Source organism: Aeromonas sp. XH (assembly GCF_033348475.1).
In the GTDB taxonomy this organism is placed as follows: domain Bacteria; phylum Pseudomonadota; class Gammaproteobacteria; order Enterobacterales; family Aeromonadaceae; genus Aeromonas; species Aeromonas sanarellii.
The window spans coordinates 305001-331478 of the sequence record NZ_CP137630.1 but is presented as its reverse complement, the minus strand read 5'-3'; the positions used below and the strand labels follow the sequence as shown (position 1 = coordinate 331478).

At 64.7% G+C, this 26478-nt stretch carries 22 protein-coding genes, 1 tRNA gene and 2 rRNA genes (1 of these 25 cut by a window edge); 10 read left to right on the top strand and 15 right to left on the bottom strand.

The annotated features are described in order from the left end of the window. Positions 1–19: 19 nt before the first annotated feature. Positions 20–1621 carry a diguanylate cyclase gene (locus tag R2B70_RS01500; RefSeq protein WP_318162465.1) on the bottom strand — a complete coding sequence of 534 codons (1602 nt, stop codon included), beginning with the start codon at positions 1619–1621 and terminating at the stop codon, positions 20–22. Between the two features lie 109 nt (positions 1622–1730). Here R2B70_RS01500 and R2B70_RS01495 point away from each other — a divergent pair, with 109 nt between their 5' ends. Then, a complete protein-coding gene (locus tag R2B70_RS01495) occupies positions 1731–2171 on the top strand; it encodes a DUF2214 family protein (protein WP_042074499.1) in 441 nt (146 codons plus the stop codon). 106 nt (positions 2172–2277) lie between these two features. Further along, entirely contained in the window at positions 2278–3177 is a 900-nt protein-coding gene (locus R2B70_RS01490; protein ID WP_042074498.1) for a DMT family transporter, read from the top strand. A gap of 60 nt (positions 3178–3237) precedes the next feature. Here the strand turns inward: R2B70_RS01490 and R2B70_RS01485 are convergent, their stop codons facing one another. Together R2B70_RS01485 and R2B70_RS01480 are read right to left on the bottom strand one after the other, a co-directional pair. Then, positions 3238–4095: an AraC family transcriptional regulator gene (locus R2B70_RS01485; protein WP_318162464.1), complete on the bottom strand. Its 858-nt coding sequence runs from the start codon at positions 4093–4095 to the stop codon at positions 3238–3240. After that, complete coding sequence (locus tag R2B70_RS01480; protein ID WP_318162463.1) at positions 4092–4580, bottom strand: GNAT family N-acetyltransferase; 489 nt, start codon at positions 4578–4580, stop codon at positions 4092–4094. Before R2B70_RS01480 ends, R2B70_RS01485 begins: the two co-directional genes overlap by 4 nt. Positions 4581–4732: 152 nt before the next feature. On the opposite strand from R2B70_RS01480, the gene R2B70_RS01475 reads away from it, so the two are divergent. Next, the gene (locus tag R2B70_RS01475) at positions 4733–6181 is read left to right on the top strand and encodes a catalase (RefSeq protein ID WP_318162462.1); all 1449 of its coding nucleotides are present in this window, start codon (positions 4733–4735) and stop codon (positions 6179–6181) included. 295 nt (positions 6182–6476) lie between these two features. Here R2B70_RS01475 and R2B70_RS01470 read toward each other — a convergent pair whose 3' ends face one another. Continuing rightward, entirely contained in the window at positions 6477–6794 is a 318-nt protein-coding gene (locus R2B70_RS01470; protein WP_216991510.1) for a YnjH family protein, read from the bottom strand. Positions 6795–7016: 222 nt separating this feature from the next. Between R2B70_RS01470 and R2B70_RS01465 the strand changes: the two genes are divergently transcribed. Continuing rightward, positions 7017–8228 carry a hypothetical protein gene (locus R2B70_RS01465; protein ID WP_318162461.1) on the top strand — a complete coding sequence of 404 codons (1212 nt, stop codon included), beginning with the start codon at positions 7017–7019 and terminating at the stop codon, positions 8226–8228. A gap of 77 nt (positions 8229–8305) precedes the next feature. Here R2B70_RS01465 and R2B70_RS01460 read toward each other — a convergent pair whose 3' ends face one another. Continuing rightward, positions 8306–8683, bottom strand: a complete 378-nt coding sequence (locus tag R2B70_RS01460) for a hypothetical protein (protein ID WP_005330064.1) — start codon at positions 8681–8683, stop codon at positions 8306–8308. 192 nt (positions 8684–8875) lie between these two features. Between R2B70_RS01460 and R2B70_RS01455 the strand changes: the two genes are divergently transcribed. From R2B70_RS01455 to R2B70_RS01445, 3 genes are all read left to right on the top strand, one after another. After that, positions 8876–10255 (top strand): bifunctional NUDIX hydrolase/phosphatase PAP2 family protein, encoded by a 1380-nt coding sequence (locus R2B70_RS01455; RefSeq protein WP_318162460.1) that lies wholly within the window; start codon positions 8876–8878, stop codon positions 10253–10255. 10 nt (positions 10256–10265) lie between these two features. Continuing rightward, positions 10266–11354, top strand: coding sequence for an AI-2E family transporter YdiK (gene ydiK / locus R2B70_RS01450; protein WP_042074487.1), 1089 nt, complete (start codon positions 10266–10268; stop codon positions 11352–11354). Positions 11355–11553: 199 nt separating this feature from the next. Then, positions 11554–12258, top strand: a complete 705-nt coding sequence (locus tag R2B70_RS01445) for an SDR family oxidoreductase (RefSeq protein WP_209794990.1) — start codon at positions 11554–11556, stop codon at positions 12256–12258. Positions 12259–12349: 91 nt separating this feature from the next. Here the strand turns inward: R2B70_RS01445 and R2B70_RS01440 are convergent, their stop codons facing one another. From R2B70_RS01440 to R2B70_RS01430, 3 genes are read right to left on the bottom strand one after another with little or no spacing between them, the layout of a single operon-like run. After that, a complete protein-coding gene (locus R2B70_RS01440) occupies positions 12350–13468 on the bottom strand; it encodes an agmatine deiminase family protein (RefSeq protein WP_318162459.1) in 1119 nt (372 codons plus the stop codon). Positions 13469–13485: 17 nt separating this feature from the next. Further along, a complete protein-coding gene (locus R2B70_RS01435; RefSeq protein ID WP_318162458.1) occupies positions 13486–14598 on the bottom strand; it encodes an extracellular solute-binding protein in 1113 nt (370 codons plus the stop codon). 30 nt (positions 14599–14628) lie between these two features. Then, a complete protein-coding gene (locus tag R2B70_RS01430) occupies positions 14629–15681 on the bottom strand; it encodes an agmatine deiminase family protein (RefSeq protein ID WP_318162457.1) in 1053 nt (350 codons plus the stop codon). Positions 15682–15796: 115 nt separating this feature from the next. Here R2B70_RS01430 and R2B70_RS01425 point away from each other — a divergent pair, with 115 nt between their 5' ends. Both R2B70_RS01425 and dhaR read left to right on the top strand, forming a co-directional pair. After that, positions 15797–16690: a LysR substrate-binding domain-containing protein gene (locus tag R2B70_RS01425; protein WP_318162456.1), complete on the top strand. Its 894-nt coding sequence runs from the start codon at positions 15797–15799 to the stop codon at positions 16688–16690. A gap of 67 nt (positions 16691–16757) precedes the next feature. Continuing rightward, on the top strand, positions 16758–18659 hold the full coding sequence (gene dhaR, locus R2B70_RS01420; RefSeq protein WP_318162455.1) for a dihydroxyacetone kinase operon transcriptional regulator DhaR: 1902 nt from the start codon (positions 16758–16760) through the stop codon (positions 18657–18659). A 66-nt stretch (positions 18660–18725) separates the two neighbouring features. On the opposite strand, the gene dhaM is transcribed toward dhaR, so the two are convergent. From dhaM to R2B70_RS01400, 4 genes are all read right to left on the bottom strand, one after another. Continuing rightward, positions 18726–19442, bottom strand: coding sequence for a dihydroxyacetone kinase phosphoryl donor subunit DhaM (gene dhaM, locus R2B70_RS01415; RefSeq protein WP_209794988.1), 717 nt, complete (start codon positions 19440–19442; stop codon positions 18726–18728). Between the two features lies 1 nt (position 19443). Further along, the gene (gene dhaL, locus R2B70_RS01410) at positions 19444–20073 is read right to left on the bottom strand and encodes a dihydroxyacetone kinase subunit DhaL (RefSeq protein WP_219142997.1); all 630 of its coding nucleotides are present in this window, start codon (positions 20071–20073) and stop codon (positions 19444–19446) included. A gap of 15 nt (positions 20074–20088) precedes the next feature. Beyond that, on the bottom strand, positions 20089–21159 hold the full coding sequence (dhaK, locus tag R2B70_RS01405; protein ID WP_318162454.1) for a dihydroxyacetone kinase subunit DhaK: 1071 nt from the start codon (positions 21157–21159) through the stop codon (positions 20089–20091). A gap of 230 nt (positions 21160–21389) precedes the next feature. Then, positions 21390–22748 carry an NCS2 family permease gene (locus R2B70_RS01400; protein ID WP_042074477.1) on the bottom strand — a complete coding sequence of 453 codons (1359 nt, stop codon included), beginning with the start codon at positions 22746–22748 and terminating at the stop codon, positions 21390–21392. A 208-nt stretch (positions 22749–22956) separates the two neighbouring features. Here R2B70_RS01400 and R2B70_RS01395 point away from each other — a divergent pair, with 208 nt between their 5' ends. Continuing rightward, entirely contained in the window at positions 22957–23289 is a 333-nt protein-coding gene (locus tag R2B70_RS01395) for a cupin domain-containing protein (protein ID WP_042074476.1), read from the top strand. Positions 23290–23418: 129 nt separating this feature from the next. On the opposite strand, the gene R2B70_RS01390 is transcribed toward R2B70_RS01395, so the two are convergent. The 3 genes from R2B70_RS01390 to R2B70_RS01380 all read right to left on the bottom strand — a co-directional run. Continuing rightward, positions 23419–23495, bottom strand: a tRNA-Asp gene (locus tag R2B70_RS01390). A 97-nt stretch (positions 23496–23592) separates the two neighbouring features. Further along, positions 23593–23707, bottom strand: a 5S ribosomal RNA gene (gene rrf, locus R2B70_RS01385). Positions 23708–23785: 78 nt separating this feature from the next. Further along, positions 23786–26478: ribosomal RNA gene (locus R2B70_RS01380) — 23S ribosomal RNA — on the bottom strand (it continues 196 nt past the right edge of the window).

Below are 26478 nucleotides of genomic sequence, written 5' to 3'. Positions count from 1 at the left end.
CCAGACGCGGAAGAGGCCCTCAGGCCTCTTCCTTGCTCAGCATGCCGTCGTCTGACGGCAAGCCGTTCGACGGCGCGGCCTCCCCCAGATGGATGCGGTTCTTGCCATCCCGCTTGGCCCGGTAGACCTCGGCATCGACCATGGCCAGCAGGTGCCTGGCATCCAGCCCGGGGGCGCTCGCCACCAGGCCGCCGCTGAAGGTGATCCCAAGGCCGGGCTCGCGCCAGTCCAGTGACTCCACCCCCTTGCGAAACTGCTCAAGCAGCATCAGGCAGAAGTTGACGTCCGGGTTGGCGAACAGCACCACCAGCTCCTCGCCGCCGTAGCGGCAGACCCAGCCATGATCTCCCAGCAATCGGGCGCCCAGGCTCGACACCCGCTTGAGCACCACGTCCCCGGTCTGGTGACCATAGGTGTCATTGACCCGTTTGAAGCCATCCAGATCGATCATGGCCAGGCAGAAGGGATGCTGATCGAGCAGCAACCGGTTCAGACGCTCGTCGAAGAAGCGGCGGTTGTAGAGGCCGGTCAGCTTGTCCAGGTTCGCCTGCTGGCGCGCCTCGTGGTAATCCTTGCTCACCTCGGCCAGCTCCGCATAGACGTGCCTGAGCTCGCGCATCCCCCCGTGGGACAGCCCTTCCGGTTGCGTCCTGCTGGCGCGGATCCGGGTGGAGATCTCGTCCACCATGCGCCTGAAGTACCGGGACCAGATCAGCGCCAGCACCACGTAGAGCACGCTGGCAAGGACGATGATCCCGAGCACGTTGAGAGAGGCGCTCGCCACCACGGCCTGGATGCTGGAAGCCGGCAGCACGCTGATCAGCACCCAGTTGCGCTCCGGCAGCCGGCTGTAGGCCACGAACTGCCGCGACTCAGGATCCAGGAAGATGCCATCCGCCCCGTTGAAACGGGAGAGCCAGCTCGGGTGCGTCATGGGTTTGAGCAACCGGGACGGGTCGGGATGGGCCAGCACCTTGCCGGACTGGTTGACGATCATCTGGTAACCGCTGTTCCACTGACGGTTCAGCTGGGCGGAGAAGGGGGCCAGGATGGCATCGACCGCGAAGACGCCGCGCACCTTGCCCTCCTTGTCGGTGATGGCCCGTGCGAGCGCGATCACCAGGTTGCCGTTGGTGTAGTCGTAGTAGGGCTCGGTCCAGACCATCTCCCCCAGATGCTGGCTGGCAAGCTGATACCAGGGGCGCGTCCTGGGGTCGAAACCGGCATCCGCCTGCCAGGCGGGATAGATCAGCATCTGGCGCTCGGCGGTGCCCACATAGATGTAGACGAGATCCGCCATGACTCCCTTGTAGAGGCGCCACTCCCTGAGATAGGTCTCGGTGTTGAGCAGCCGGGGACCGCTGATGTCCTCCACCCTCACCCTGTCGTAGATGAGGGAGAACTGGCGCTCCAGCTCATGGAGATAAGGCTCGATGAAGACGTGGCGCAACTGGTGATTGGTGGCGAGCAGGCGCTGCTGCAACTCCCGTTGCAGGCTGCGCTCCATGTGCAGGTAGTAGATGGCCCCCAGCATCAGCACGGGGATGAAGAGCAGAAGCAGGCCCAGGCGCATCCGGGCAACCAAGGACCAGGTTTTTTTGGAGACTGCTCGCTTATCCAACCCTGACTCCTGCTATCCCCTGAGGCCGTGTAGTGTCAGAATATCAGCCCCGCCTGATGGCGTCCAAAGGGAAGCGTGCCATGTGGCCGACGAGAAGGAACTGGCTTGGATGTTGAACCCGGATCTGCTGACCGCGCTCCATTACTGCGCCGTGATCACCCTGACCGGCGCCATCACCTCGGAGTATTTTCTGTTCCGGCGCGGCATGTCCATCGACCAGGTGCGCAAGCTGCTGCTGGCGGACAGCCTGGCCGCGCTGGCGCTGCTGCTCATCTTCATCACCGGCCTGCTGCTGGTGCTCGCCCACCCGCAGCCCCCCGCCACCCTGCTCGCCAACCCGGGCTACCGCACCAAGCTGCTGCTGTTCTTCGTCATGGCCCTCAGCTTCGGCTACCCCAGCCGGCTGTTCCATCGCTGGCGCCGCTCCCTGCGCCAGGGGCGTGCCCCCATCGTCTCCACCCAGCAGCAGCTCTGGGTGATCTGGATCCTCAGGGGCAACCTGCTGCTGCTCGCCCTGCTGCCCCTGCTCGCCAGGCTGGCCAGTCGCTGACCCCCGGTCAGCGTGCAAATGACCGGCGACAAAGCCCCCCGCACACGGGTATCGTACTGAGAGGGGCCCGAGTGCCACCGCGACTCTTTCTCAGGGATGATTCCGTATGCGTTCAAACATGATGTTATTGATGGCCGCCGCCATCTGGGGGCTGGGCTTCGTCGCCCAGCGCCTGGGGATGGATCACATGGGGCCCTTCACCTTCAACGGCCTGCGCTTCCTGCTCGGCGCCCTCTCCCTGCTGCCCCTGCTGTGGTGGCTCAAGTCACGCCAGCCCGGGCAGCCGGCCGGTGATCGCCGCCTGCTGCTGACGGGGGGGCTGATCGCCGGCGGGGTGCTCTTCTCCGCCGCCTCCCTGCAACAGGTGGGGCTGCTCTATACCACGGCCGCCAAGGCGGGTTTCATCACCGGCCTCTACATCATACTGGTGCCCGTCATCGGCCTGGCCCTGCGCCACAAGACGGGGGCCAACACCTGGGTCGGCGCCCTCATCGCCATGGCCGGGCTCTACTATCTCAGCGTCACCGAGGAGTTCACCATAGGCTACGGCGATCTGTTGCAGGTGGTGGGGGCCCTGTTCTGGGCCGTGCACCTGCTGGTGCTGGATCACTACTCGAACCGGGTCGCACCCATTCGCCTTGCCGGCGTGCAGTTCGTGGTGTGCGGCCTGCTGAGCCTGGCCACCGCCTTCGTCATCGAAACACCGACGGTGAGCGGCGCCCTGGCGGGCTGGCAGGCGCTGCTCTATGCGGGCCTGGTCTCGGTCGGTATCGGCTATACCCTGCAGGTGGTGGGGCAGCGCGGGGCCCACCCGGCCCACGCCGCCATTATCCTCAGCCTGGAGACTGTGTTCGCCGCCATCGGTGGCGTGCTGCTGCTGGGAGAGCACCTGGACGAACGAGCCATCGTCGGCTGCGCCCTGATGCTGGCGGGCATGCTCATCTCCCAGATCCGCCTGCGCTGGTGGTGGAAATCCCGTCGGGACAAGGTGCCCAGCCAGTCCTGATGCCCGCCCCAAACAACAAGAGGCGCCCCGGGGCGCCTCTATTCCATGGATAACAAAGCCCTAGCGCACGCTGGAGCAGAAGCTGACATCATCGCGCAGGGGAGCGTTGCTCACGCTGTGATAGAGCTCGAAGCAGGGGCCGTCGCCAAAGGCGAGCCCGGCCGCGACGATATCGCCGATGTGCTCCTGCCAGCGCGGCCCGTACTGGTTGCGATCCGTGATGAGGTAGCGGGACTGGGCGTAGCGCCCGGCAGGGATGAGCTGGATCTCCACCTCCCCCGAGCCCTGGGTCCCCACCGGCACCGTGACACCGATGTCGGTGCGGCACTGGGCCGGCGGCGTCACCTCGGGGTTGTCGTGGTAGATGAAGATCCACTCCCCCTGATCCAGAGCGCGGGGGGCGGCCCACTGGTGCAGGCGGTGGCAGACGGCGTCATAGCCTTCGCCATAGGGGCCGGTGACCCGGATATAGGCCAGGGTGCGGGCGTCCATCTCGACAGTTTTCATGGTGTTGCTCCTTGCTGATGAGAGGTCTTCAGCATAGGGGAGCAGCCCGTCCCAGGCGTGTCCCTCCTTGCGTTCCAGGTGTCCGTTCTTGCGTTTGTCGCGGCGAAACTCCCCCGGCGTGCAGCCATAGTGGCGACGGAACGCCTTGGCGAAGGCCTGGGAGCTGCCGAGCCCGGCCCCCAGGGCGATGGCGGTGACGCTGGCCTCCGTGTAGCAGAGCTGCCAGGCCGCCCGCTGCATGCGCAGCCGCCGGCACATCTCGCCGGGGGCCTCCCCCACCACGGCGGTGAACACCCGGTGGAAGTGGTAGAGGGAGAGGCAGGCCAGGCCCGCCAGGGCCTCCATGGAGAGGTCCGGATCCCGCTCCAGCGCCCGTACCACCGGCAGCAGGCGGCGACGGTAGTCGATCATGGGCGCAGCCTGGCCATGTAGAGGGTGTCCATCAGCTGGCCGTGGCGCATGCCGTATTCCCGGGCGATCCCCTCCTGCACGAACCCAACCTTGCGATAGAGGGCCTGCGCCGCCTCGTTGTCACTCCACACGGTCAGCTCGAGGCGGGTCAGTCCGAGCCAGTTATCCGCCAGGTCGATGGCGGCCGCCATCAGGGCGCTGCCCACGCCGCGCCCGGCCCAGTCGTCGCGCACCGCCATGCCGAGGCCCGCCACATGGCGCCGGCGCGGGTTGGGCTCTTGCCACAGGGTCAGGTTACCCACCACGAGGCCATCGGACTCGGCCACCAGCACGGTGACGCCGTCGCGCGGGGTCAGCTTCTGCTCCCACTGTTGCAGGGAGGCAAAGGGGAGTTGCAGGGTGCCGGCCTGGGCCCGGGGCATGGCGTAGAGATCGCGCAGGGCGGGGGCGTCCTCGGGACCGGCGCGGCGAATGGTGATGGACATGAGACCTCCTGGTTGGCTGAGTCCCATCTTGCCGCAAGGCTGGCGTCCGTTTCCACCCCCATCAGCGAAACCAATCAAAGGGTTAGGCACACTCCATTGGAGCCGCCTCCCCACTTCCCCTAGTCTGGCGACTCATCACAAGGAGACCCGCCATGACCGACAAGACCCTGCGCAGCGCCAACGGCGCCCCCGTCGTCGACAACAACAACAGCCTCACCGCCGGCCCCCGCGGCCCGGTATTGATGCAAGATATCTGGTTGATGGAAAAACTCGCCCACTTCGATCGGGAACGGATCCCGGAGCGGGTGGTGCATGCCAAGGGCTCGGGCGCCTACGGCACCTTTACCGTGACCCACGACATCAGCGCCTTCAGCAAGGCCGACCTGTTCAACGCCGTCGGCAAGCAGACCCCGGTGTTCCTGCGCTTCTCCACCGTGGCCGGTGAGAAGGGCGCCGCCGACGCCGAGCGCGACGTGCGCGGCTTCGCCCTCAAGTTCTACACCGAGCAGGGCAACTGGGATCTGGTGGGCAACAACACCCCGGTCTTCTTCATTCGCGATCCGCTGAAATTCCCCGACTTCATCCACACCCAGAAGCGGGACCCGCGCACCAACCTGCGCAGCGCCACCGCCGCCTGGGACTTCTGGTCTCGCCATCCGGAATCCCTGCACCAGGTCACCATCCTCTTCAGCGATCGCGGCATCCCCAGGAGCCTGCGGGAGATGAACGGCTACGGCAGCCACACCTTCAGCTTCATCAACGATGCCAACGAGCGCTTCTGGGTCAAGTTCCACTTCAAGACCGAGCAGGGCCACAGCTTCTACACCGACGAGGAGGCCGCCACCGCCGTCGGGCAGGATCGGGAGACCAGCCAGGCCGATCTGTTCAATGCCATCGAGCGGGGCGACTTCCCGCGCTGGCAGGTCTATGTGCAGGTGATGCCGGAAGCCGACGCCCAGACTTACAACATCCACCCGTTCGACCTCACCAAGGTGTGGCCGCACAGCGACTACCCGCTGATCCCGGTCGGCGTGCTGGAGCTCAACCAGAACCCGGACAACTACTTCGCCCACGTGGAGCAGGCCGCCTTCACCCCGGCCAACGTGGTGCCCGGCATCGGCTTCTCGCCGGATCGCATGCTGCAGGGCCGCCTGTTTTCCTACGGTGACACCCAGCGCTATCGCCTCGGCGTCAACCACGGTTTGCTGCCGGTCAACGCCCCGCGCTGCCCGTTCCACCACGGCGCCCACCGCGACGGCGCCATGCGGGCCGACAGCAACGGCGGCGCCAGCCCCAACTACCAACCGAACCGCTTCGGCACCCAGCAGCCGAGCGAGCAGCACGAGCCGGCCCTGAGTCTGGAAGGGGCCGCCCTGCACTACGATTTCCGCGACTACGACAGCGACTACTACAGCCAGCCGGGCAACCTGTTCCGGATCATGGACGAGGGGCAGCGCGCGCGCCTGGCCGCCAACCTGGCGCGCTCTCTGGTCAACGTGGAGGATGACGCCATAGTCGCGGCCCAGCTCAGGCACTTCGAGCAGGCAGACCCCGAGTACGCCAGACGGGTCGAACTGGCGCTGGCCGCCCTGCAGCCCTGAGTCGCAGACAGGAAAGTCAACACGGGGGCCTGATGGCCCCCGTGTTCATGATGTGTGATAGACGCAAAAACGGAGCCAGAGGCTCCGTTTTTTCAATGAGGTATCAATCCCGGACGGAACGCGCTTCGCGCTCTTCCCGCTCCCTTGCCAACAAGCGTTTGTACCACCAGCTGCTACGACGACGTTGTGCATTGGAAGAGCGACGAGCCATTGCCTAGATCCCAGTCAAGAGAAGAAAGAGCCGCATTATGCGATAGAGATCACGCCCATGTCTTTAGCTGGATCAAGAAAAGGCTCACTGACCCACGCGGATCGTCACCTTGTTGCTCGCGTCCTCCTCGAGGGGCTGCAGCACGGCAGGCTCACGCCAGGCCAGGGGGCCGTTGCTCTCCTGCACGTTCTGCGGCGCGCACTCCAGCCAGAGGTCCCCCTGCTGGATGCGGGCACCGAGGGAATATTTCTGATCCTGATACCAGCAGACTCGCTCGGGCAAGGATCCGAGCGGCAGCACCAGCTCGGTGCCCACCGAGTGGCTGAGGGTGTTCGATGCCGGGGCAGCCAGCACGGGGCACAGGCCGCCGAGGGCAAACAGACAAAACGCGGTTCGGATCATGGGTGACACCTGTGACTGAGGGAAGTGATGCACTAAAGCGACCAACGGGGTCGCCTACTTGACCAATAAATGTCGGCTCATCTGGCATTCCGGAAGCAATATGGTAGCCTGCCTGCGCCCGCCGGATCCAACCACGAAGCGGCGGGCCGGTTCGGCTGGCATTGCCGTGGGACGGCAATGAATAACAGTTAATAATCAAATAATTACTTGGATATGTTGTCGATGCGTATCATGCCGTTGCTCAAGGCTGCCTGCCTGAGCCTGATGTTGTCCGCCTGCGTGGCCCCCCTGCTGATGATGAGCCCCACCAGCCAGCTGATGTGGGCCCTGCTCAAGCCCCTGGTCGGATTCGATCCGAACGAGGCCAACCTGTTCGAGCAGCCGCTGATCAAGGACAGAATGACCGCCATGCTGGGACCCAACTACGACACCACCATGCAGTTGCTCAAGACCGCCAACGAGCTGCAGCAGGAGGGGCCGTTGTTCTACGTGGTCTCCCGCTACGCCCCGATACCGGACGCGGCCAAGCAGGCCGGCATGGTGTGGAACGCCGACACCAACCAGCTTGCCGTCATGCTGCAGAAGGGGGACGGGGCGACCCAGGTGTTTGGTGAAAACCTGACGGCGGCCACCCCGGTCTGGCCCAGCACCATGCAGGATTGGCAATCCCAGACCAGCCCCACCGCCACCGCCCTCAGCGGGGTCGGGCAAGCCATGACGGGGTCCGGCACCTCCCTGCTGGGCAACATGGTGGGCAGCCTGCAGCAGAGCGCGACCCAGGCGATCTCCAACTCCGCCAGCCAGGCGGTCAACGGCGCCACCAGCGCGGCGACCCAGCAGGTGAACAAGAGCGTCACCGGCACCCTGCAGCAGGCCAATCAGGCCGTGACGGACTCCGCCAAGCAGGCTGCCAGCAGCGCCACCACCACGGCGCAGCAACAGGCTACCCAGGCGGTGACCCACGGTGCCAAACAGGCTGCCAGCAGCGCCACCACCACGGCGCAGCAACAGGCCACCCAGGCGGTGACCGACGGTGCCAAACAGGCCGCCAGCAGCACCGCCACCGCGCAGCAACAGACCAGCAAGGCGGTGACCGACGGTGCCAAGCAGGCCGCCAGCAGCACCACCACCGCGCAGCAACAGGCCACCCAGGCGGTGACCGACGGTGCCAAGCAGGCCGCCAGCAGCGCCACCGCCACCGCGCAGCAACAGGCCACCCAGGCGGTGACCGACGGCGCCAAACAGGCCGCCAGCAGCACCGCCACCGCGCAGCAACAGACCAGCAAGGCGGTGACCGACGGTGCCAAGCAGGCCGCTAGCAGCGCCGCCGCCACCGTGCAGCCACAGGCCGGCAAGGGAGAAGAGCAGGCGGGAGCCCTGAGCGATCAGGCCAGGGCGGATGCGGAAGCCGAGCTGGAGAAGCTGCTCAACTGAGTTCGGGCAAGCCGCACCACAATGCAAACAGGCCACCCCGGGGTGGCCTGTCGTCTATCTGCGAGGAGGCGTAAACCTTAGAAGTGGCGGTCCTGCTCCGTGGGCTTGGCCACCTTGTCCTCGCTGTGCTCGATGGCGGTACGGATCAGATCGACGCCGGCCCGGATGATCAGTACCCCCATGTTGACCAGCTTGACGCAGACCCACATGAAGGTGATGAGCAGGATCAGCTTGAGCACCGTCTGGAACGCCTCCAGGAAGTTCTGTTCCAGCTGGGCGGTGAGGCCATTGGCGCTGCTCATCAGCCAGGTGTAGACCTCGCGCACGAAGGGGATACGGCTCGGCATCTCCAGCACGTCCAGCGCCGCAGGCAGGGCCTGGAAGATGACGATGCTGCCAAACAGTATCAGGATGACGCCGATGGCAATCCCCAGGAAGAAACCGAACTGTCGCATGAAGGGCCCCAAGATGTGTTGAATGAGAAGAACAATAGCCGCCAATACTAGGGACTGCCCGGGCAGACGGCAATCCTTCCGCCCCAGATCGCACCGTCCGTTCCCCTGGCTGACGCCCCCTCGTCGGGAAGTCATTGCCCAAGTATCTGATTTCTGTGACCCTTGTCCCCATCTCCTTGCCATGGGCCCATCATGATCCGAACCGCCTTCTTCCTGATCCTGCTCTTTGGCACCCTCTGCGCCCCCCTGCGCGCCACCGAGTCGCCCCCCTCGGCGGGTGCCTGCGTGATCCGCCACCAGCAGCAGCTGCTGCTGGTGCAAGACAGGATCTCCTCCCGCTATAGCCTGAGTGGCGGCTACATCGACGCGGAGGAGACCCCGGCCCAGGCGGCACTGCGGGAACTGTACGAGGAGACGGGGCTGAGGGGGCGCGTCACCGCCGAGCTGGGGCGCTGGCAGAGGGCGCAGGTGTTCGCCTGCCAGACCCTCTCCCCCATCCAGGCCCAGACCGGCTCCGGCTTCGTCTCCATACTGCAGGCCCCCAACCTAGGCGGCGAGATCCTCAATGCCAGGCTGATCGATGCCACCCAGCTGCCCCAGGATCAGCGCCGTTTCCCGGCGCAGCTGGACTGGCTGGCTCCCCGGCTGGCCGACGTCCCAGAGAGCCAGGTGCAGTGGGTCACCGACTTCAGCGCCGGGGCCAGCGCCCTGCACCAGGCCGAGCTGCCGCAGATCCAGCGCCTGCAGCAGTGGCTGGGGCCGGGCGCCACCTGGCTCCTGGCCGGCAACCTGCTGGGCTCCGCCCCCTTCCAGCTGGCCCTGCTGCCCTTCCTGCTCCCCCTGCTGGGCTGGCCAAGGGTGCGCAGCCTGCTGTTTGCCATGGTGCTGCTCACCCTGGTGGTCAACCTGCTCAAGGAGGGGATAGCCTGGCCCAGACCCTTCCACCTCGACCCCCTGCTGGCGCAGCGCAGCGCCCAGGGCTTTGGCATGCCGAGCGGCCACGTCGCCTCGACCCTGCTCTACTGGGGCCTGCTGCTGACCAGCCTGCCGGCCCTCAGACCCTGGCAGGGGGGCATGCTGGCGCTGCTGCTGGCCGGGCTGGCCGGAGTGGCGCGGGTCTGGCTGGGGGTACACTTCTTCTCGGATGTGGTGGCAGGCCTCGCGCTGGGCGCCCTGCTGCTGGCGCTGCGCGCGCCCCTGGCTGCAGTGGCTGCGCGCCAGTTCCCCTGGGCAATTCTGCTGCTGGTCAGCACCCTGGCCGCCTGGCTCACCCAGTCCACCACCCTGGGGGGACTCGCCATGTTCACCCTGGGGCTCGCATCGGGTAATCTGCTACAACTCGAACGGCACCCGACTCCCGCCCTCCGTGCGGCACTGCTGGCCCTGGCCGGCGGCCTGGTCATCGCCGGGCTGCTGCTCGTGGTGCCCATGCTCACCAGCAGCTCCCTGCTGATCCTGGCCGGAAACGGGTTACTCTATGGCGGCCTGGGGTTCTGGCTGAGTGCCGGGCTCTGGTGGCTGCTCTCCGTCGTCCCGACCGGTTCCCCTCCCGGGAGCCCTACCCCTCGTTAAAGGGAATGTCATGAATATGAAAAAAGTGGATTTGGCCAAGATCACCCTGGGCGTGCTGTTCCTCAGCCTGCTCATCATCTCGTGTTTCATGGTACTGCGCCCCTTCCTGCCCGCCCTGGTGTGGGCCACCATGATCACCATCGCCACCTGGCCGCTGATGCAGATGGCCCAGCGCCTGCTGTGGGGCAAGCGTACCCTGGCGGCCCTGCTGATGAGCGTCATCCTGCTGCTGATGTTCGTCATCCCCCTGTTCATGGCGCTGGCCAACGTGGCGGAGAAGGCCCCCATGCTCATCGATCTCGGCACCGAGCTGAGCCACTCGCCGCCCCCCGAGCTGCTCTGGCTGCAACAGCTGCCCCTGGTCGGTGACAGGCTGTACGAGTTCTGGCAGCAGATCCTGGCGAGCGGTGGTCAGGTGCTGTTCGCCAAGCTGGCCCCCTACTTCGGCCAGACCGCCCGCTGGCTGGCGGCCCAGGCGGGCAACCTCGGCCTGCTGTTCGTTCACTTCCTGCTGACCGTGGCCATCTGCGGCCTGCTCTACCACTCTGGCGAGAAGGCCGCGGACGGCATTCGCCGCTTCGCCCACCGCCTGGCGGGCCAGCGCGGCGACAATGCCGTGGTGCTCGCCTCCCAGGCCATCCGCGCCGTCGCCATGGGGGTGGTGGTGACCGCCCTGGTGCAATCCTCGGTGGCGGGGCTCGGCCTGCTCATCGCCGGCATTCCCTACACCATGATCCTAGTGGTGCTGATGTTCCTGCTGATCGTCGCCCAGATAGGCCCCTTCCCCGTGCTGCTGGCCAGCGTCGGCTACCTCTACTGGAGCGGTGACACCACCTGGGGCACCTTCCTGCTGGTCTGGTCCCTGCTGGCGGGCACCATGGACAACTTCCTGCGCCCCTTCCTCATCAAGCGCGGGGCCGACCTGCCGCTGATCCTGATCCTGGTCGGGGTCATCGGCGGCCTGCTGGCGCTCGGCATCATAGGGCTCTTCATCGGCCCCGTGGTGCTGGCAGTGGGCTATACCCTGCTGGATGCCTGGATCAAGGAAGGGGAGCCGGCGCCCGCCCTGGAGGCACCCGAGCCGCCCAAGGCGGAATAATCCCCTCGAAGACGCAGCCCGCTGGGCGGCGTCTCTGTCTTGTCGTGACGGCACGCCCCCTGGCAAGGTGATAGACCAGAACCAAAGTTCGAGCCGGATCGCCAAAACACGAACCAGGGTTCGAATCTGCCCCCCGCCTCCCCTGTCCTCTCCCTGAGCCACCCGCCACAATGCGGGCACCATTCAGAAGGAGAACGAGATGAACCCATTAAGAGCAACACGGGCCCTGATCACTGGCGGCGCCAGCGGCATCGGACTGGCCATCGCCGAGGCGCTGGCCAGCCAGGGGGTGGAGCTGATCCTGGCTTCCCGCCGCCAGTCCCTGCTGGAGCAGGAGGCCGCGCGCCTGAGCGCCACATACGGGGTCAGGGTGCTGCCCCTGGTGCTGGATGTCAGCGACAGCGCCCAGGTGCGGGCCCAGCACGCCCAGGCCAGGGCCCTGCTCGGCCCCATCGATCTGATGATCAACAACAGCGGGGTAGGCAGCGACCACCTGGTGCAGGATCTGCCGGAAGCGGAGTGGGACAGGGTGATGAACACCTGCGCCAAGGGGACCTTCCTGCTGACCCAGGCCTGCCTGCCAGACATGCTGGCCCGCCGCCACGGCACCATCATCAACATCGCCTCCCAGGCCGCCAAGCATGGCTATGCCAGGGCCGGCGTCTACTGCGCCGCCAAGTTTGCGGTGCTGGGCTTCGCCAGGGCGCTGCGGGAAGAGGTGCAACACCAGGGCATCCGGGTCCACACCCTCTGCCCCGGCCTGGTACAGGTGCCGCCCCCGGCCTGCGCCGCTGAGCGCAAGCCCGGCTGGTTGCAGGTGGAAGATCTGGCCGAGGCCGTGCTCTACACCCTGCGCCAGGGCGCCCATGTCCAGCTCGACGAGATCGGCATGACGGGGATCTGACCAGGGCGCGCCATCAGACGGCAGCAATGACAGGGGGCGCCGAAGCGCCCCATTTAGTATTTAAATCCAGCAAACCACCCGCTACAGAATATCAGGCAGGCTGATGCAATGTGATGCAGTGGATACCGCCGCCCCCGGCGGCCACAGGGTCTATGTCTATCTGCACCACCTTGCGACCCGGGTAGAGGCGGGCCAGCAGATCCCGGCAATGACGGTCGGCCTTGGCATCGCCGAACTGGGGGGCGATGACGGCACCGTTGATGGGCAGGTAGTTGATGTAGCCGGCGGCAAAGTCCGGGCTGCGGCTGAATTTGTTGTCTCGCCCGCCCTGCGGGGGCGGCAGCTGGTGCAGCTCCAGCCTGTTGCCATCGGCGTCGGTGGCCTGCTGCAAGATGGCCAGGTGCTGGCGGGTCACCTTGTAGTCGTAGGAGTCTGGGTCGTTGTCCATGTTGATCACCACCACCCCGGGGCGCACGAAGCGGGCGTAGAAGTCCACGTGGGCATCGGTGATGTCGCGGCCCTTGATCCCCGGCAGCCAGATGATCTTGCGCAGCCCCAGGTTGGCCTTGAGCTCCGCCTCCACCTGCCCCTTGGTGAGGCCCGGATTGCGGTTGCCGTTGATCCAGCAGCTCTCGGTCAGGATGGCGGTGCCGTTGCCGTCCACCTCTATGCCGCCCCCCTCGCCGATAAGCTCGCTCTGCAAATAGTGGGCATCCGTCTGCCGGCCCACCAGGGCGGCGACTCTGGCGTCATAGCCGTGCTCCTGCTTGCCCCCCCAGCCGTTGAAGTTGAAGTCCACCAGCCCGAGCTCCCCCTGCTCGTCCTGCACGAAGACCCCGCCGGTGTCCCGCAGCCAGATGTCGTCCAGCTCGGCGTGGATGAAGCGGGTGTTGTGCTCGCCACAGAGCTGGCGCGCCAGATCCTCTTCCTCCTCGTGGCAGAGCACGCTCACCTGAATGAAGGGGGTCATGGCCCTGACCAGCCGGCCTAGGGTGGCCTGCACATCCTGGTAGTTGCGACCCCAGATCTCGCCGTTGGCGCCGAAGGCCACCCAGACCTGGGCCTGGGGCCCGGCTTCATCGGGCATCTGGAAGCGGGTGGCCGCACTCTCGCCGGCGGCGAGGGCCGAACGGGCTCCCGGCAGGCTGCCAAACCCGGCAAGGGCGCCGAGGGCCACCAGTTGTTTCAGTACATGGCGTCGAGAAAACATCTTTCTACTCCTGGGGTTCAGAGGCTGCTCTTGAAGCGAGTCCAGGCTCGCATGCGGGCACGCATCTGGGGTTGTGCAATGTCCTGGCCCGGAATGAGCCGCCGGTAGCTGGCCTCATCCAGGTAGATATCCGGGTTGGCCGTCATGGTGGCATCCACCATGGGTCTGGCCCTGGCACTGGCGGTGGGATAGCCGGTGCTGTTGGTGATGGCCGCCATGTTGGCCGGGCGCATCACGAAGTTGATAAAGGCGTAAGCATGATCAGGATGGGGGGCATCGGTCGGGATCGCCATGGTGTCCATCCAGATGGTGCTCCCCTCCTTTGGCAGCCGGTACTCGAAGTCGAGCTCCTTGCCCGCCTCGGCGGCGGTGCGTCTGGCCTGGGTCATGTCACCGCTGTAGCCCAGGGACAGGCAGAGATCCCCGTTCACCAGCTGGGTCACCGGCTGGGACTGGAACTTGCGGATATAGGGCTTGATCCCCTTGAGCAGGGCCAGCGCCGCATCCAGATCCGCCGCCTTGCCGCTGTGGGGATCCCGCCCCAGATAGTGCAGCACCACCGCCAGCACTTCGTCGGGGGAGTCGATGATGGAGATGCCGCAATCGGCAAATTTCGCCGCCAGCTCGGGCTTGAACAGCAGGTCCAGGCTGCCCACCGGGGCATCCTTCATCCGCTGCCGGATCAGCTCTGCATTGTAGGTGAGCCCTATGGTGCCCCAGGTGTAGGGCACCACCGCCTCCCTGGCATGGGGGTAGGCCTGCTGCAGCCGCGCCAGCCCGGGCTCGATGTCGCCGAGGTGTTGCAGCTTGCCCTTGTCGAGCGGCTGCAGGCTGCCCGCCCGCATCAGCCGCTCCACCACCGTATCGCCGGGGAAGATCAGGTCATAACCGCTGCGCCCCGCCATCAGCTTGGCCTCCAGGGTCTCGCTGCTGTCCATGATGTCGTAGATGACCCGGATCCCGGTCTCCCTGGTGAAGGCGCTCAGGGTATCGGGGGCGAAGTAGTCGGCCCAGTTGTAGAGGCGCAGCACCTTCTCCTGCTGCGCATCCGTATCGGCCTCCCCGGCCTCGGCCGAGGGGCTCAGCAGCAGGGCCAGGCAGCCCATCCACCTTGGTGTCTTCCTGATCATGATGTGGTAACTCCCCTGTGATGGGCGGCCTCAGCCCAGCAGCGGCCAGGCGGGCTGCTGCTGAGTGATGCAGTGAATACCGCCGCCGCCGTGGGCCAGCTGGTTGATGCGCACCGGCACCACAGTCCTTTGCGGGAAGGCGCCTTGCAATACCGCCGCCGCCTCCCGGTCGCTCGCCACCCCGTAGGCCGGCATGATGACGGCACCGTTGGCGAGGTAGAAGTTGGTGTAGGAGGCGCAGAACACCTCGGCCTGGGTGTCGATGGCCTCGCTCGCGTCGTACAGATCCTGCAACTCGAAGGCGCGCCCCCTGGCATCGGTGGCCAGCGCCAGGGCGCGGCGGTTCTCCGCCACCACCCGGCCATAGGTGGAATTGGTATCCAGGGTCGCATCCACCAGCAGTTGGCCGGGGCGGCTGAAGGCACAGACCCCGTCCACATGGCCGTCCGTCATGTCGCCGGTGACGTGATCCGGATCCCCCGGCAGCCAGAGGGTCTTCTCGATGCCGAGCAGGCGGCGGAAGATCTGTTCTATCTCCCCCTTGCTGAGGCCCGGGTTGCGGTTGCCGTTGAGCAGCACGGATTCGGTGGTGATCAGGGTGCCTTCGCCGTCCACATGGATGGCGCCCCCCTCGTTGGCCAGAAAGCTGCCGATGCACTCCAGCTCCAGACTGTTGAGGATGCGGCGCGCCAGCCCCTCGTCCAGCTGATGGGCCGATTTGCCGCCCCAGGCGTTGAAGCGCCAGCTGATGCCGGCGGTGCCCAGCTCCGGGTGGCAGATGAAGGTGGGGCCCGAATCCCGGCACCAGCTGTCATCCACCGGCAGGGGGACCAGGGTCACCCTGCCGTCACAGAGGGCGCGCGCCTCGGCCAGGGCGGAAGGGTCAACCACCAGCATCACGGGTTCGCAGCGGGCGATGGCATTGACCACCCGGGCGAAGTCCTGCTGCACCTGGGCCAGGGTGACGCCCCAGCCGTTTTCCCACAGCGCCTTGTTGTGGGGCCAGACCATCCAGGTCGCCGCGTGTCGACACCATTCGGCGGGCATGAACCAGCCCTCTGCCACCATTCCCTGTTCCCGCATATTCCCTCTCTGATTAGGTACTATTAAGGTTGTTGTCGATGGGAATAGACTATTCCCCCATAACGCGGCGAACAAACGATCGATTTTCACTACAAGTGATAAGTGGAGCTAATCAATGATGTTCAAACACTGGCCCCCGCTCAACGTGCTGCGGGGCTTCGAGGCGGCGGCTCGCCTCGGCAGTTTTCATCAGGCGGCCCAGGAGCTGCACCTGACCCAGTCCGCCATCAGCCAGCAGATCCGCTCCCTGGAAGAGCTGCTCGGCCAGCCGCTGTTTCACCGGCAGGGGCGCTCGGTCGCCCTGACCGATGCGGGACAGGATCTGCTGGAGACCACCCAGAGCGTGCTGCTGCAACTGGCGGTGGGGATCCAGCGCCTCGAGCAGTACCGCAAGCCGAACCAGCTGGTGCTCAACACCAGCAGCGCCATCGCCCGCCACTGGTTGCTGCCCCGGCTGGGGGCGTTTCATCGTCAGCATCCCGACATCGATCTCTGGTTGTTTACCAGCGACGAGGTGCCCGATCTGACCGAGCAGACCATAGATCTCGCCCTGCGCTGGGATCTCGCGCCGCAGGCCGAGTGTCGCCACCAGCCCCTGCTGGCGGATCGCCTGCTGCCGGTGGCTGCCCCTGCCGTGCTGGCCCAACTGGCGGCAGAGCGCACCACCCTGCATGGGGAACGGGCGCTGGACTGGCACCACTGGACGCTGAAAGGGGGGGAGGATCTGCAACTGCAGACCCGGGGGCTCAACTTCTCCGATCCCGGCCTGCTGCTGGAGGCGGCCAGCGCCGGACTCGGAGTGGCGCTGGTGAGCGAACGGCTCTCCCAACCGGCCAGGGAGCAGGGGCAGTTGCTGCCGCTCTCCGCCTGCCGGGTCAAGGGGCCGCAGTGGAGCCTGCTGATCCACCAGGAGAGCGAAGGGATGCCGGAGTGCCGCGCCTTCTGCCACTGGCTGGCGCAGCAATTTGCCGAGGCGAGTCTCGCCAGGGATGAAGAGGCGACTCTCTGAGGCGGGTCACTGAATCCGCCGAGGGGGCGTGATTAAATGCAGGGCTGACCCCTTGCTGGACATCCCCTTGACCCTGCCATCCGCCTCCCTGCCGCCCCAGCCCTGGCCTGATTATCTGCAGGCCTCCTGGCTGCGCTGTGCCCACCAGACCAGCGCCACCCTCTGGCATCCGCCCCACAGCGCAAAGGGCCAGACCCTGCACAGCCTGCGCCAGCGCAAGCGGGACCTGCTCACCACGGGCGAGATGGCCCTCGAGGATCTCTACGAATTCATGGAGGGGCGCCCCTGCGCCCTGCTGCTCACCGACGAGAGCGGCTGCCTGCTGGCCCAGACCGGCCACCCCGAAACCCTGGGGGAACTGGCGGCGATCGGCTTTGGTCCCGGCGCCTTCTTCAGCGAGGGACGCATCGGCACCAATGCCATCAATCTGGCGGCGCTGGAGGGGATACCGCTCTGCGTCAGCGGCCCCCAGCACTTCAACCAGAGCCTCCACCCCTGGCACTGCTGCGCCAGCCCTGTCTACGACAGCAATGGCCGCCAGGTCGCCATAGTGGCCCTGATCTGCCGGGTGGAGGAGGCGGCGCCGGGAGATCTGGCGCTCACCGTCAGCGCCGGTCGCGAGCTGGCCAACCTGCTGCAGATGGAGCGCCTGATGCAGGAGTCACAGCACCATCTGAGCGAGCTCTATGCCCTGCTGGACGGCATGGATGACGGCGTGCTGGCCTGGGATCCCCAGGGCAGGCTGCGCTACCTCAACGCGCTGGCGGCCAGCCGGCTGCGACTCGACCCGGATCTCTGCCTCGGCCAGCCCCTCGATCGCCACCTGCTGTTGCCCAGGCGCCTGCAGCTCGCCATCGAGGAGAGGGCCCCCCTGAGCCATGTGGAGCTGACCCTGGAGCGCACCGGCACGGAAGAGTTCATCGACGCCCTGGTGAGCCTCAAGCCACTGCCCGGTCCCGACGGGGTCGGCTTTATCGCCCTGCTCCACCCCGCCGACAGGCTGCGCGCCATCCATCGGCTGCGCCAGACGGTCCCCGAACTCTCCGCCCTAGTGGGGGAATCGAGCGCCATGCGCAAGCTGCTGCGCCACGCCCGCCAGGCTGCCAGGGGGCAGGGCCCCGTCTTGCTGCGGGGCGAGGAGGAGGTGGGCAAGGCCCAGTTGGCGGAGGCCATCCACTTCGGCAGCGAACGGGCCGCCGGGCCCCTCGTCACGCTCAACTGCCAGGCGCTGCCCGGCGATCGCATGGCACTGGAGCTGATGGGCTCCGACGAGGCGGGACAGGAGCGGGCCGGCAAGTTCGAGCTGGCCCACGGCGGCACCCTGGTGCTGGAGCAGGTGGAGTGCCTGTCTCTCCCCATGCAGGCGGCGCTGCTGCAGCTGCTCAAGAGCGGCCGCATCCAGCGTTTCGATTCCGCCCGCATCCTGCCGCTCAGGGTGAGGATCATCGCGACCAGCAGTGCACCGCTGGAGCAGCGGGTGCAGGCGGGTCACTTCGGCCGACAGTTGCTCTATGCGCTACAGGGGTGCGAGCTGTGGTTGCCTAGCCTGAGGGAACGCAGCGCCGACCTGCCTGGCCTTATCAGCCAGCAGCTGGTAGCGCAGGGGCGAGAGCCGGGGCGGCGCTTCAACCCGGCGGCCCTCGACTGCCTGCTGGCCTACCCCTGGCCCGGCAATCTGGGGGAGCTGCGCAGCGCCATCGAATACGCCCTGCTCCACAGCAGCGAGGCCCTGATCCCGCCACAGGCGCTGCCGGTGACCATCCGCCACGGCCATCAACCCGCGGTGGATGCCGTGGTGGGGCCGCCGCTGCTCACCCTGGCGGAGCTGGAACGCCAGGCCATCTTGCGCAGCGCTCACGCCAGCAAGGGGCAGGTCAGCCTGATGGCCAGGCAGTTGGGGATCAGCCGCACCACACTGTGGCGACGGCTGAAACTGCTCGACATGGATCCTGCCGACTATCAGGGTTGAGGCGCGCCTGCACGGCGAAAACAGCAGGCCCCGCCATGGCGGGGCCTGTATTGACGGGTCTGCCCCTCAGTCGCCGAAGCGCACCTCGGCCAGTTGCCTGAAGGCGTCCAGCGCCGCCCCGGCATCCTCCCCTCGCGCCAGCAGGATAAGCCTGTCACCCTGGCGCACATCGAGCATGGTGAGCCGGGTCAGGCTGCGAGGGTTGGCTTCTCTGTCCCCCTTTTGCAGCTTCAGCTCGGCGGAGAAGGGCTTGAGGGCGGCCACCAGTCGGGCGGCGGGGCGCACATGCAGGCCGTGGGGATTCTCCACCACCACCTCGCAGCGCAGCCAGCCATCGTCGGGCACAGGGGCAGCCTCGACGGCCTCCGGCTCTGTCTTACCCGCCAGCATCCCTTGTTTCGGGCCCAGGGCGCCGAGCGCCTCGGCGGCCACCTCGTCCAGGGTCAGGCCGTATCCGGCCGCCACCACGGCGGCCAGGGTACCCTCGACCAGGGGGGCGGGGCAGAGCCGTACCCGAGCGCCCAGCTCCGGGGGCAGCAGCTCGAGGGCGGTCTCGGCGCTGAGCAGGGCGCTGCCCAGATCCATCAGCACCAGCACGCCGCTGCCGTCGTCCGCCTCTTCAATGGCACTCATCACGGCGATGGCGTCGGTACCTATGGGGTGATCGGGGTCATCGACCCCGGCCGCCAGCAACAGCTTCGCCGGGCTGCCGAGCTGGTCGGCCAGGGCTTTCAATCCGGCCGCCAGCAGGGCGCTGTGAGAGACCACTACGATGCCGATCATGTCACAACCTCGCTCTGTCACGCAGGGCGGTCAGCAGCAGCAGGGTCGAGGTGGCCCCGGCATCCTGATGGCCTATGCTGCGCTCGCCGAGATAGCTGGCGCGCCCCTTGCGGGCCTGCATCTGGATGGTGGCTTCGGTGCCGGCGGCAGCGGCCGCGACCGCCTTGTCCAGCGCCTCGGGCAGCGGCAGGCCCTGCTGCTCGGCCTGTTGCAGGGCGGCCAGCGCCGGCCACCAGGCGTCGCACATGGTCTTGTCACCGGGTTCGGCGCGGCCGCGGGAGACGATCCCCTCCACTCCGTCGCCCAGCATCTTGCCGAGCTGGCTCAGGGTCAGGCTCTGGCAGGCATCGCTGCTGGCCGCCGCCCGGATGAAGAAGGTGCCGTACAGGGGGCCGCTGGCGCCACCGACCGAGGAGAGCAGGGTCATGCCGGTGGTCTTGAGCACCTGGCCGATGTCCTTGTCCGCCACCGCGGGCAGCTTCTCGGCCACCTTGGTGAAGCCGCGCTGCATGTTGAGGCCGTGGTCGCCGTCGCCGATGTCGGTATCCAGCGCGGTGAGGTAGTCGCGCTGCTCGGTGAAGATGTGCTCGCAGTCGAGCAGCCAGTTGACGATCTGGTGTTTGCTTAGCATGAGAATGAAGGCTCCTTAGCAGCCGCGGCGCAAGGCCGGGGTGTGAACGGGGGCATCCCACAGGGTCATCAGCTCGTCATCCGCCTTGAGCAGGGTGATGGAGATGCCGGTCATGTCGAGGGAGGTGCAGTAGGGACCGATCAGGTTGCGCACCAGATGGATGCCCGCCTCTTCGCACAGGGCCGCGAGCCGACCATAGACGCCGTAGAGCTCGGAGATGGGGGTGCCACCCAGGCTGTTGACCAGGGCGATGACCCTGTCTCCCGCATTCAACGGCTCGACAAAGGTGTGCTCCTCCTGCCAGCTGCCGCTGGTGCGATCCCAGTGGCGCAGGGTGCGACCATAGGGGCTGTTGTCGGCCAGCTCCTTGAACATGTCGTCCACCAGGGTGTTGAGGTCGGTGAAGGAGCGGCGCGCTATGCCGGGTTCGCCGTGGATGCCGACGCCGAACTCCACCTCGTTGTCCGCCAGGGTGAAGGAGGGCTTGCCGGCGGCCGGTACGGTGCAGGCATGCATGGCCACGCCTATGGTGCGGCTCTGGTTGTTGATGCGGCGGGCCAGCGCCTCGCAGCGCGCCAGATCATAGCCCGCCTCGGCGGCGGCCCCGACCAGCTTCTCGCACAGCACGGTCGTGGCGACGCCGCGACGGCCGGCGGTGTAGAGACTGTCTTTGACCGCCACGTCGTCATCGATCAGGGCGAAGCCCACCTTGACCCCGTCACCGTGCAGCAGCTCGACCGCGGTTTCGAAGTTGAGCACGTCCCCGGTGTAGTTCTTCACCAGAAACAGCACGCCGGCGCCGCCATCGACCGCCTGGCCGCACTCGTACATCTGATCCGGGGTCGGGGAGGTAAAGATCTCGCCGGGGCAGGCGCCATCCAGCATCCCCTTGCCTACCAGACCGCCGTGCATCGGCTCGTGGCCGCTGCCGCCACCGGAGACCAGCGCCACCTTGCCCGTCACGGGGGCGTCGGCGCGGGTGATGTAGTGGGGTTCGATCCGCACCTTGAGCTCGGGGTGGGCGGCCGCCATCCCCATCAGTTGTTCACGGACCACGGCATCGACGGCATTGATCAGCTTCTTCATGGCTCACTCCTTGGCTTGCCACCGCACGGGGGGCAGATGATTGATGGAGCCAGTCTAACGGGATAAATCGGGAGAAAAATGACGGGCATTCTTGTTCGAATTTGGAACGATAGAGGGGGGTATGGCGTTTCAATCTGAAACACCAGAGGGAGACACCAGGAAGAACTGTTAACTCTCTCACAACCATAAAAAAGGGCTCCCGCAGGAGCCCTTCTCGATAACCGGGTTGATCAGATGGCCCAGCCACCGGCATAGAAGATCACCAGCGCCAGGGCGATGATGACGGTGCCGATGTTGAGTTTCTTCCACTCGGCGGCAAACAGGCGACCCACGACCAGCGCGACGAAGCCCAGCATGATGCCGGTGACTATGTTGCAGGTGAGCACGATGAAGACGGCGCACAGCATGCCGGAGAGGGCATCGACCGAGTCGTTGAAGTCCAGCTTGGTGACGTTGCCCAGCATCAGCAGGCCGACGTACATCAGGGCCGGGGCGGTGGCGTAGGCCGGCACCAGATAGCTCAGGGGCGAGAGGAAGATCATCAGCAGGAAGAGCACGCCGACCAGGGTGGCGGTCAGGCCTGTCTTGCCGCCGGCGGCGGTGCCAGCGGCAGATTCGATGTAGACGGCAGCCGGTGCACCACCGACGGCGCCTGCGACCATGCTGCTGACGGAATCGGCGGTCAGGGCCTTGCCGCCGCTGATGATGTGGCCACGTTCGTTGATGAGCCCGGCCTGGCCGGCCACGGCACGTATGGTGCCGGTGGCGTCAAACACGGCGGTCATCACCAGCGCCAGCACTGTGGGGATCACCACAGGGTTGAGGGCACCCAGCACATCCATGCTACCCACCAAGGAGCCCTTCTCGCCGGTCAGGCTCGGCATGGCGAAGAAGCCCTGCCAGGTCACTTTCGGGTCGAAGATGAGGCCCAGGATGGAGATGGCGATGATCACCATCAGGATGCCGCCCGGCACCTTGCGACGCTCCAGGCCGAAGATGGCGGCCAGACCCAGCACCGTCATGATGACGGGGAAGGCGGTGACCTCACCGAGCTGAACCGGCAGACCGGCCCCTTCGTTCTTGATCACCATGCCGACGCCGTTGGTGGCGATCAGCAGCAGGAACAGACCGATGCCGATGCCGGTACCGTGGGCAATGCCGGAGGGGAGGTTGTCCAGGATCCACTGGCGCACGCCGGTGACGCTGATCAGGGTAAACAGCACCCCCATCAGGAAGATGGCCCCCAATGCGACCGGAATGCTCAACCCCTGACCCAGCACCAGACTGAAGGCGGTAAAGGCGGTGAGGGAGATGGCGCAGCCGATGGCCATCGGCAGCTTGGCCCACAGACCCATCAGCAGGGAGCCGAAGGCGGCGATCAGGCAGGTGGCCACAAACACCGGCCCCTGCTCAAAGCCGGCAGCGCCCAGCATGTTTGGCACCACTATGATGCTGTAGACCATGGCCAGGAAGGTGGTCAGCCCCGCGACCAGTTCCTGGCGCACGGAGCTTCCACGCTGGGTGATGGAAAAATAGGAGTCCAGAAATCCGCCGTTGCCGGTACGGGCCGTCATTTCTTGCGTTGCCATAATTCATCCTGAAAGTGTGATGGAAATCGTTTGCGTGATGGCGCGCAAAATAGCAAGAATTTGGCGAAATTACAGCGGTTCAGCCGGTATTTTCCCTAACTTTTCCACTTTAAAGCCCCATAGGAATCTCATCATTGAGTGTGAGGTCTCGTCCCCAGCTTCTACACTCTTAGCTAGTCACTCGCCCATCAACCGGAGAGAAACCCCCATGCACACAGGCAACCTGCTCGGCCAGATCCCCTCCCCCCTGCCCAATGAAGTGTTCACGGATCTGGTCAGCACGAACCACTTTCGCATCGAACGCATCCTCTCCCAGGGACAGCAGACCCCCACCGGGGAGTGGTTCGATCAGGATGAACACGAATGGGTGTTGCTGGTGCAGGGGGAGGCCATCCTGGTCTTCATCACCCCGGATACCGAGGTGCAGGAGCGCGTACATCTCGGGCCCGGGGACTACATCAACATCCCCGCCCACCTTCAGCACAGGGTAGAGTGGACCCACCCAACCGAGACGACCGTCTGGCTCTGCATCTATTACTAGGGGAGTGTGGTGGCCACGGCGATACATCGTGCGAAGCGAAAAAGCCCGGTCATATGACCGGGCTTTTGGATCCTCTAGATCGGCTTAAAAGAAAAAAGGCCTTCCCAATCGGGAAGGCCTTTCAATTAGTGGCGGAGCGGACGGGACTCGAACCCGCGACCCCCGGCGTGACAGGCCGGTATTCTAACCGACTGAACTACCGCTCCGCATTCGGTTAGCTTTCGCTAAAGCTGTTGCTGCTTGTTTGTGAGGTGTCATCCTCGCAGCCAACGTCGTGATGTGCACGTCGCTGTTTAATTGGGTGCCTGGCAGTGTCCTACTCTCGCATGGCGAATGCCACACTACCATCGGCGCTACAGCGTTTCACTTCTGAGTTCGGCATGGGGTCAGGTGGTTCCACTGCGCTATTGCCGCCAGGCAAAATCTTCAATCTGAGAAAGCTGACATAAGTAGTTTCGTATTCGTTACAAGGCTCGAAACACTTCTTGGGTGTTGTATGGTTAAGCCTCACGGGTAATTAGTATGGGTTAGCTCAACACGTCGCCGCGCTTACACACCCCACCTATCAACGTTGTGGTCTCCAACGGCCCTTTAGGACCCTCAAGGGGTCAGGGATGACTCATCTCAGGGCTCGCTTCCCGCTTAGATGCTTTCAGCGGTTATCGATTCCGAACTTAGCTACCGGGCAGTGCCACTGGCGTGACAACCCGAACACCAGAGGTTCGTTCACTCCGGTCCTCTCGTACTAGGAGCAACTCCCTTCAATCATCCAACGCCCACGGCAGATAGGGACCGAACTGTCTCACGACGTTCTGAACCCAGCTCGCGTACCACTTTAAATGGCGAACAGCCATACCCTTGGGACCGACTTCAGCCCCAGGATGTGATGAGCCGACATCGAGGTGCCAAACACCGCCGTCGATATGAACTCTTGGGCGGTATCAGCCTGTTATCCCCGGAGTACCTTTTATCCGTTGAGCGATGGCCCTTCCATTCAGAACCACCGGATCACTATGACCTACTTTCGTACCTGCTCGACCTGTCCGTCTCGCAGTTAAGCTGGCTTATGCCATTGCACTAACCTCCTGATGTCCGACCAGGATTAGCCAACCTTCGTGCTCCTCCGTTACTCTTTGGGAGGAGACCGCCCCAGTCAAACTACCCACCAGGCACTGTCCGCGAGCCCGATTCAGGGCCCTGCGTTAGAACATCAAACATACAAGGGTGGTATTTCAAGGACGGCTCCAGCGCAACTGGCGTCACGCCTTCAAAGCCTCCCACCTATCCTACACATGTAGGTTCAATGTTCAGTGCCAAGCTGTAGTAAAGGTTCACGGGGTCTTTCCGTCTAGCCGCGGGTACACCGCATCTTCACGGCGAATTCGATTTCACTGAGTCTCGGGTGGAGACAGCATGGCCATGGTTACACCATTCGTGCAGGTCGGAACTTACCCGACAAGGAATTTCGCTACCTTAGGACCGTTATAGTTACGGCCGCCGTTTACCGGGGCTTCGATCAAGAGCTTCGCTTGCGCTAACCCCATCAATTAACCTTCCGGCACCGGGCAGGTGTCACACCCTATACGTCCACTTTCGTGTTTGCAGAGTGCTGTGTTTTTGATAAACAGTCCCAGCCATCTGGTCACTGCGACTCCCGTCAGCTCCATCCGCAAGGGACTTCACCAACAAGAGCGAACCTTCTCCCGAAGTTACGGTTCTATTTTGCCTAGTTCCTTCACCCGAGTTCTCTCAAGCGCCTTGGTATTCTCTACCCGACCACCTGTGTCGGTTTGGGGTACGATGACTTGTAATCTGAAGCTTAGAGGCTTTTCCTGGAAGCAGGGCATCAATGGCTTCCGCACCGTGGTGCGTTCGTCTCGTGTCTCAGTGTTGTGTCTCCGGATTTGCCTAGAAACACCACCTACGCACTTTCACCAGGACAACCGTCGCCTGGCCCACCTAGCCTTCTCCGTCCCCCCATCGCAATTACAAGTCGTGCAGGAATATTAACCTGCTTCCCATCGACTACGCCTTTCGGCCTCGCCTTAGGGGTCGACTCACCCTGCCCCGATTAACGTTGGACAGGAACCCTTGGTCTTCCGGCGAGGAGGCTTTTCACCCCCTTTATCGTTACTTACGTCAGCATTCGCACTTCTGATATCTCCAGCATACCTCTCGATACACCTTCGCAGACTTACAGAACGCTCCCCTACCACTCACGCTTAGTGTGAATCCGCGGCTTCGGTGCCTGGTTTGAGCCCCGTTACATCTTCCGCGCAGGCCGACTCGACTAGTGAGCTATTACGCTTTCTTTAAATGATGGCTGCTTCTAAGCCAACATCCTAGCTGTCTGAGCCTTCCCACATCGTTTCCCACTTAACCAGAACTTTGGGACCTTAGCCGGCGGTCTGGGTTGTTTCCCTCTTCACGACGGACGTTAGCACCCGCCGTGTGTCTCCCGGATAGTACTTACTGGTATTCGGAGTTTGCATGGGGTTGGTAAGTCGGGATGACCCCCTAGCCCAAACAGTGCTCTACCCCCAGTAGTATTCGTCCGAGGCGCTACCTAAATAGCTTTCGGGGAGAACCAGCTATCTCCGAGTTTGATTGGCCTTTCACCCCCAGCCACAGGTCATCCCCTAACTTTGCAACGTTAGTGGGTTCGGTCCTCCAGTTGATGTTACTCAACCTTCAACCTGCCCATGGCTAGATCACCCGGTTTCGGGTCTACACCTTGCAACTAGACGCCCAGTTAAGACTCGGTTTCCCTACGGCTCCCCTATACGGTTAACCTCGCTACAAAATGTAAGTCGCTGACCCATTATACAAAAGGTACGCAGTCACCCCGAAGGGCTCCCACTGCTTGTACGTACACGGTTTCAGGTTCTATTTCACTCCCCTCACAGGGGTTCTTTTCGCCTTTCCCTCACGGTACTGGTTCACTATCGGTCAGTCAGGAGTATTTAGCCTTGGAGGATGGTCCCCCCATATTCAGACAGGATGTCACGTGTCCCGCCCTACTCGATTTCACATCAAGGTTGTTTTCGTGTACGGGGCTATCACCCTGTATCGCCGGCCTTTCCAGGACCGTTCCACTAACTTCCAAGATGCTTAAGGGCTAATCCCCGTTCGCTCGCCGCTACTGAGGGAATCTCGGTTGATTTCTTTTCCTCGGGGTACTTAGATGTT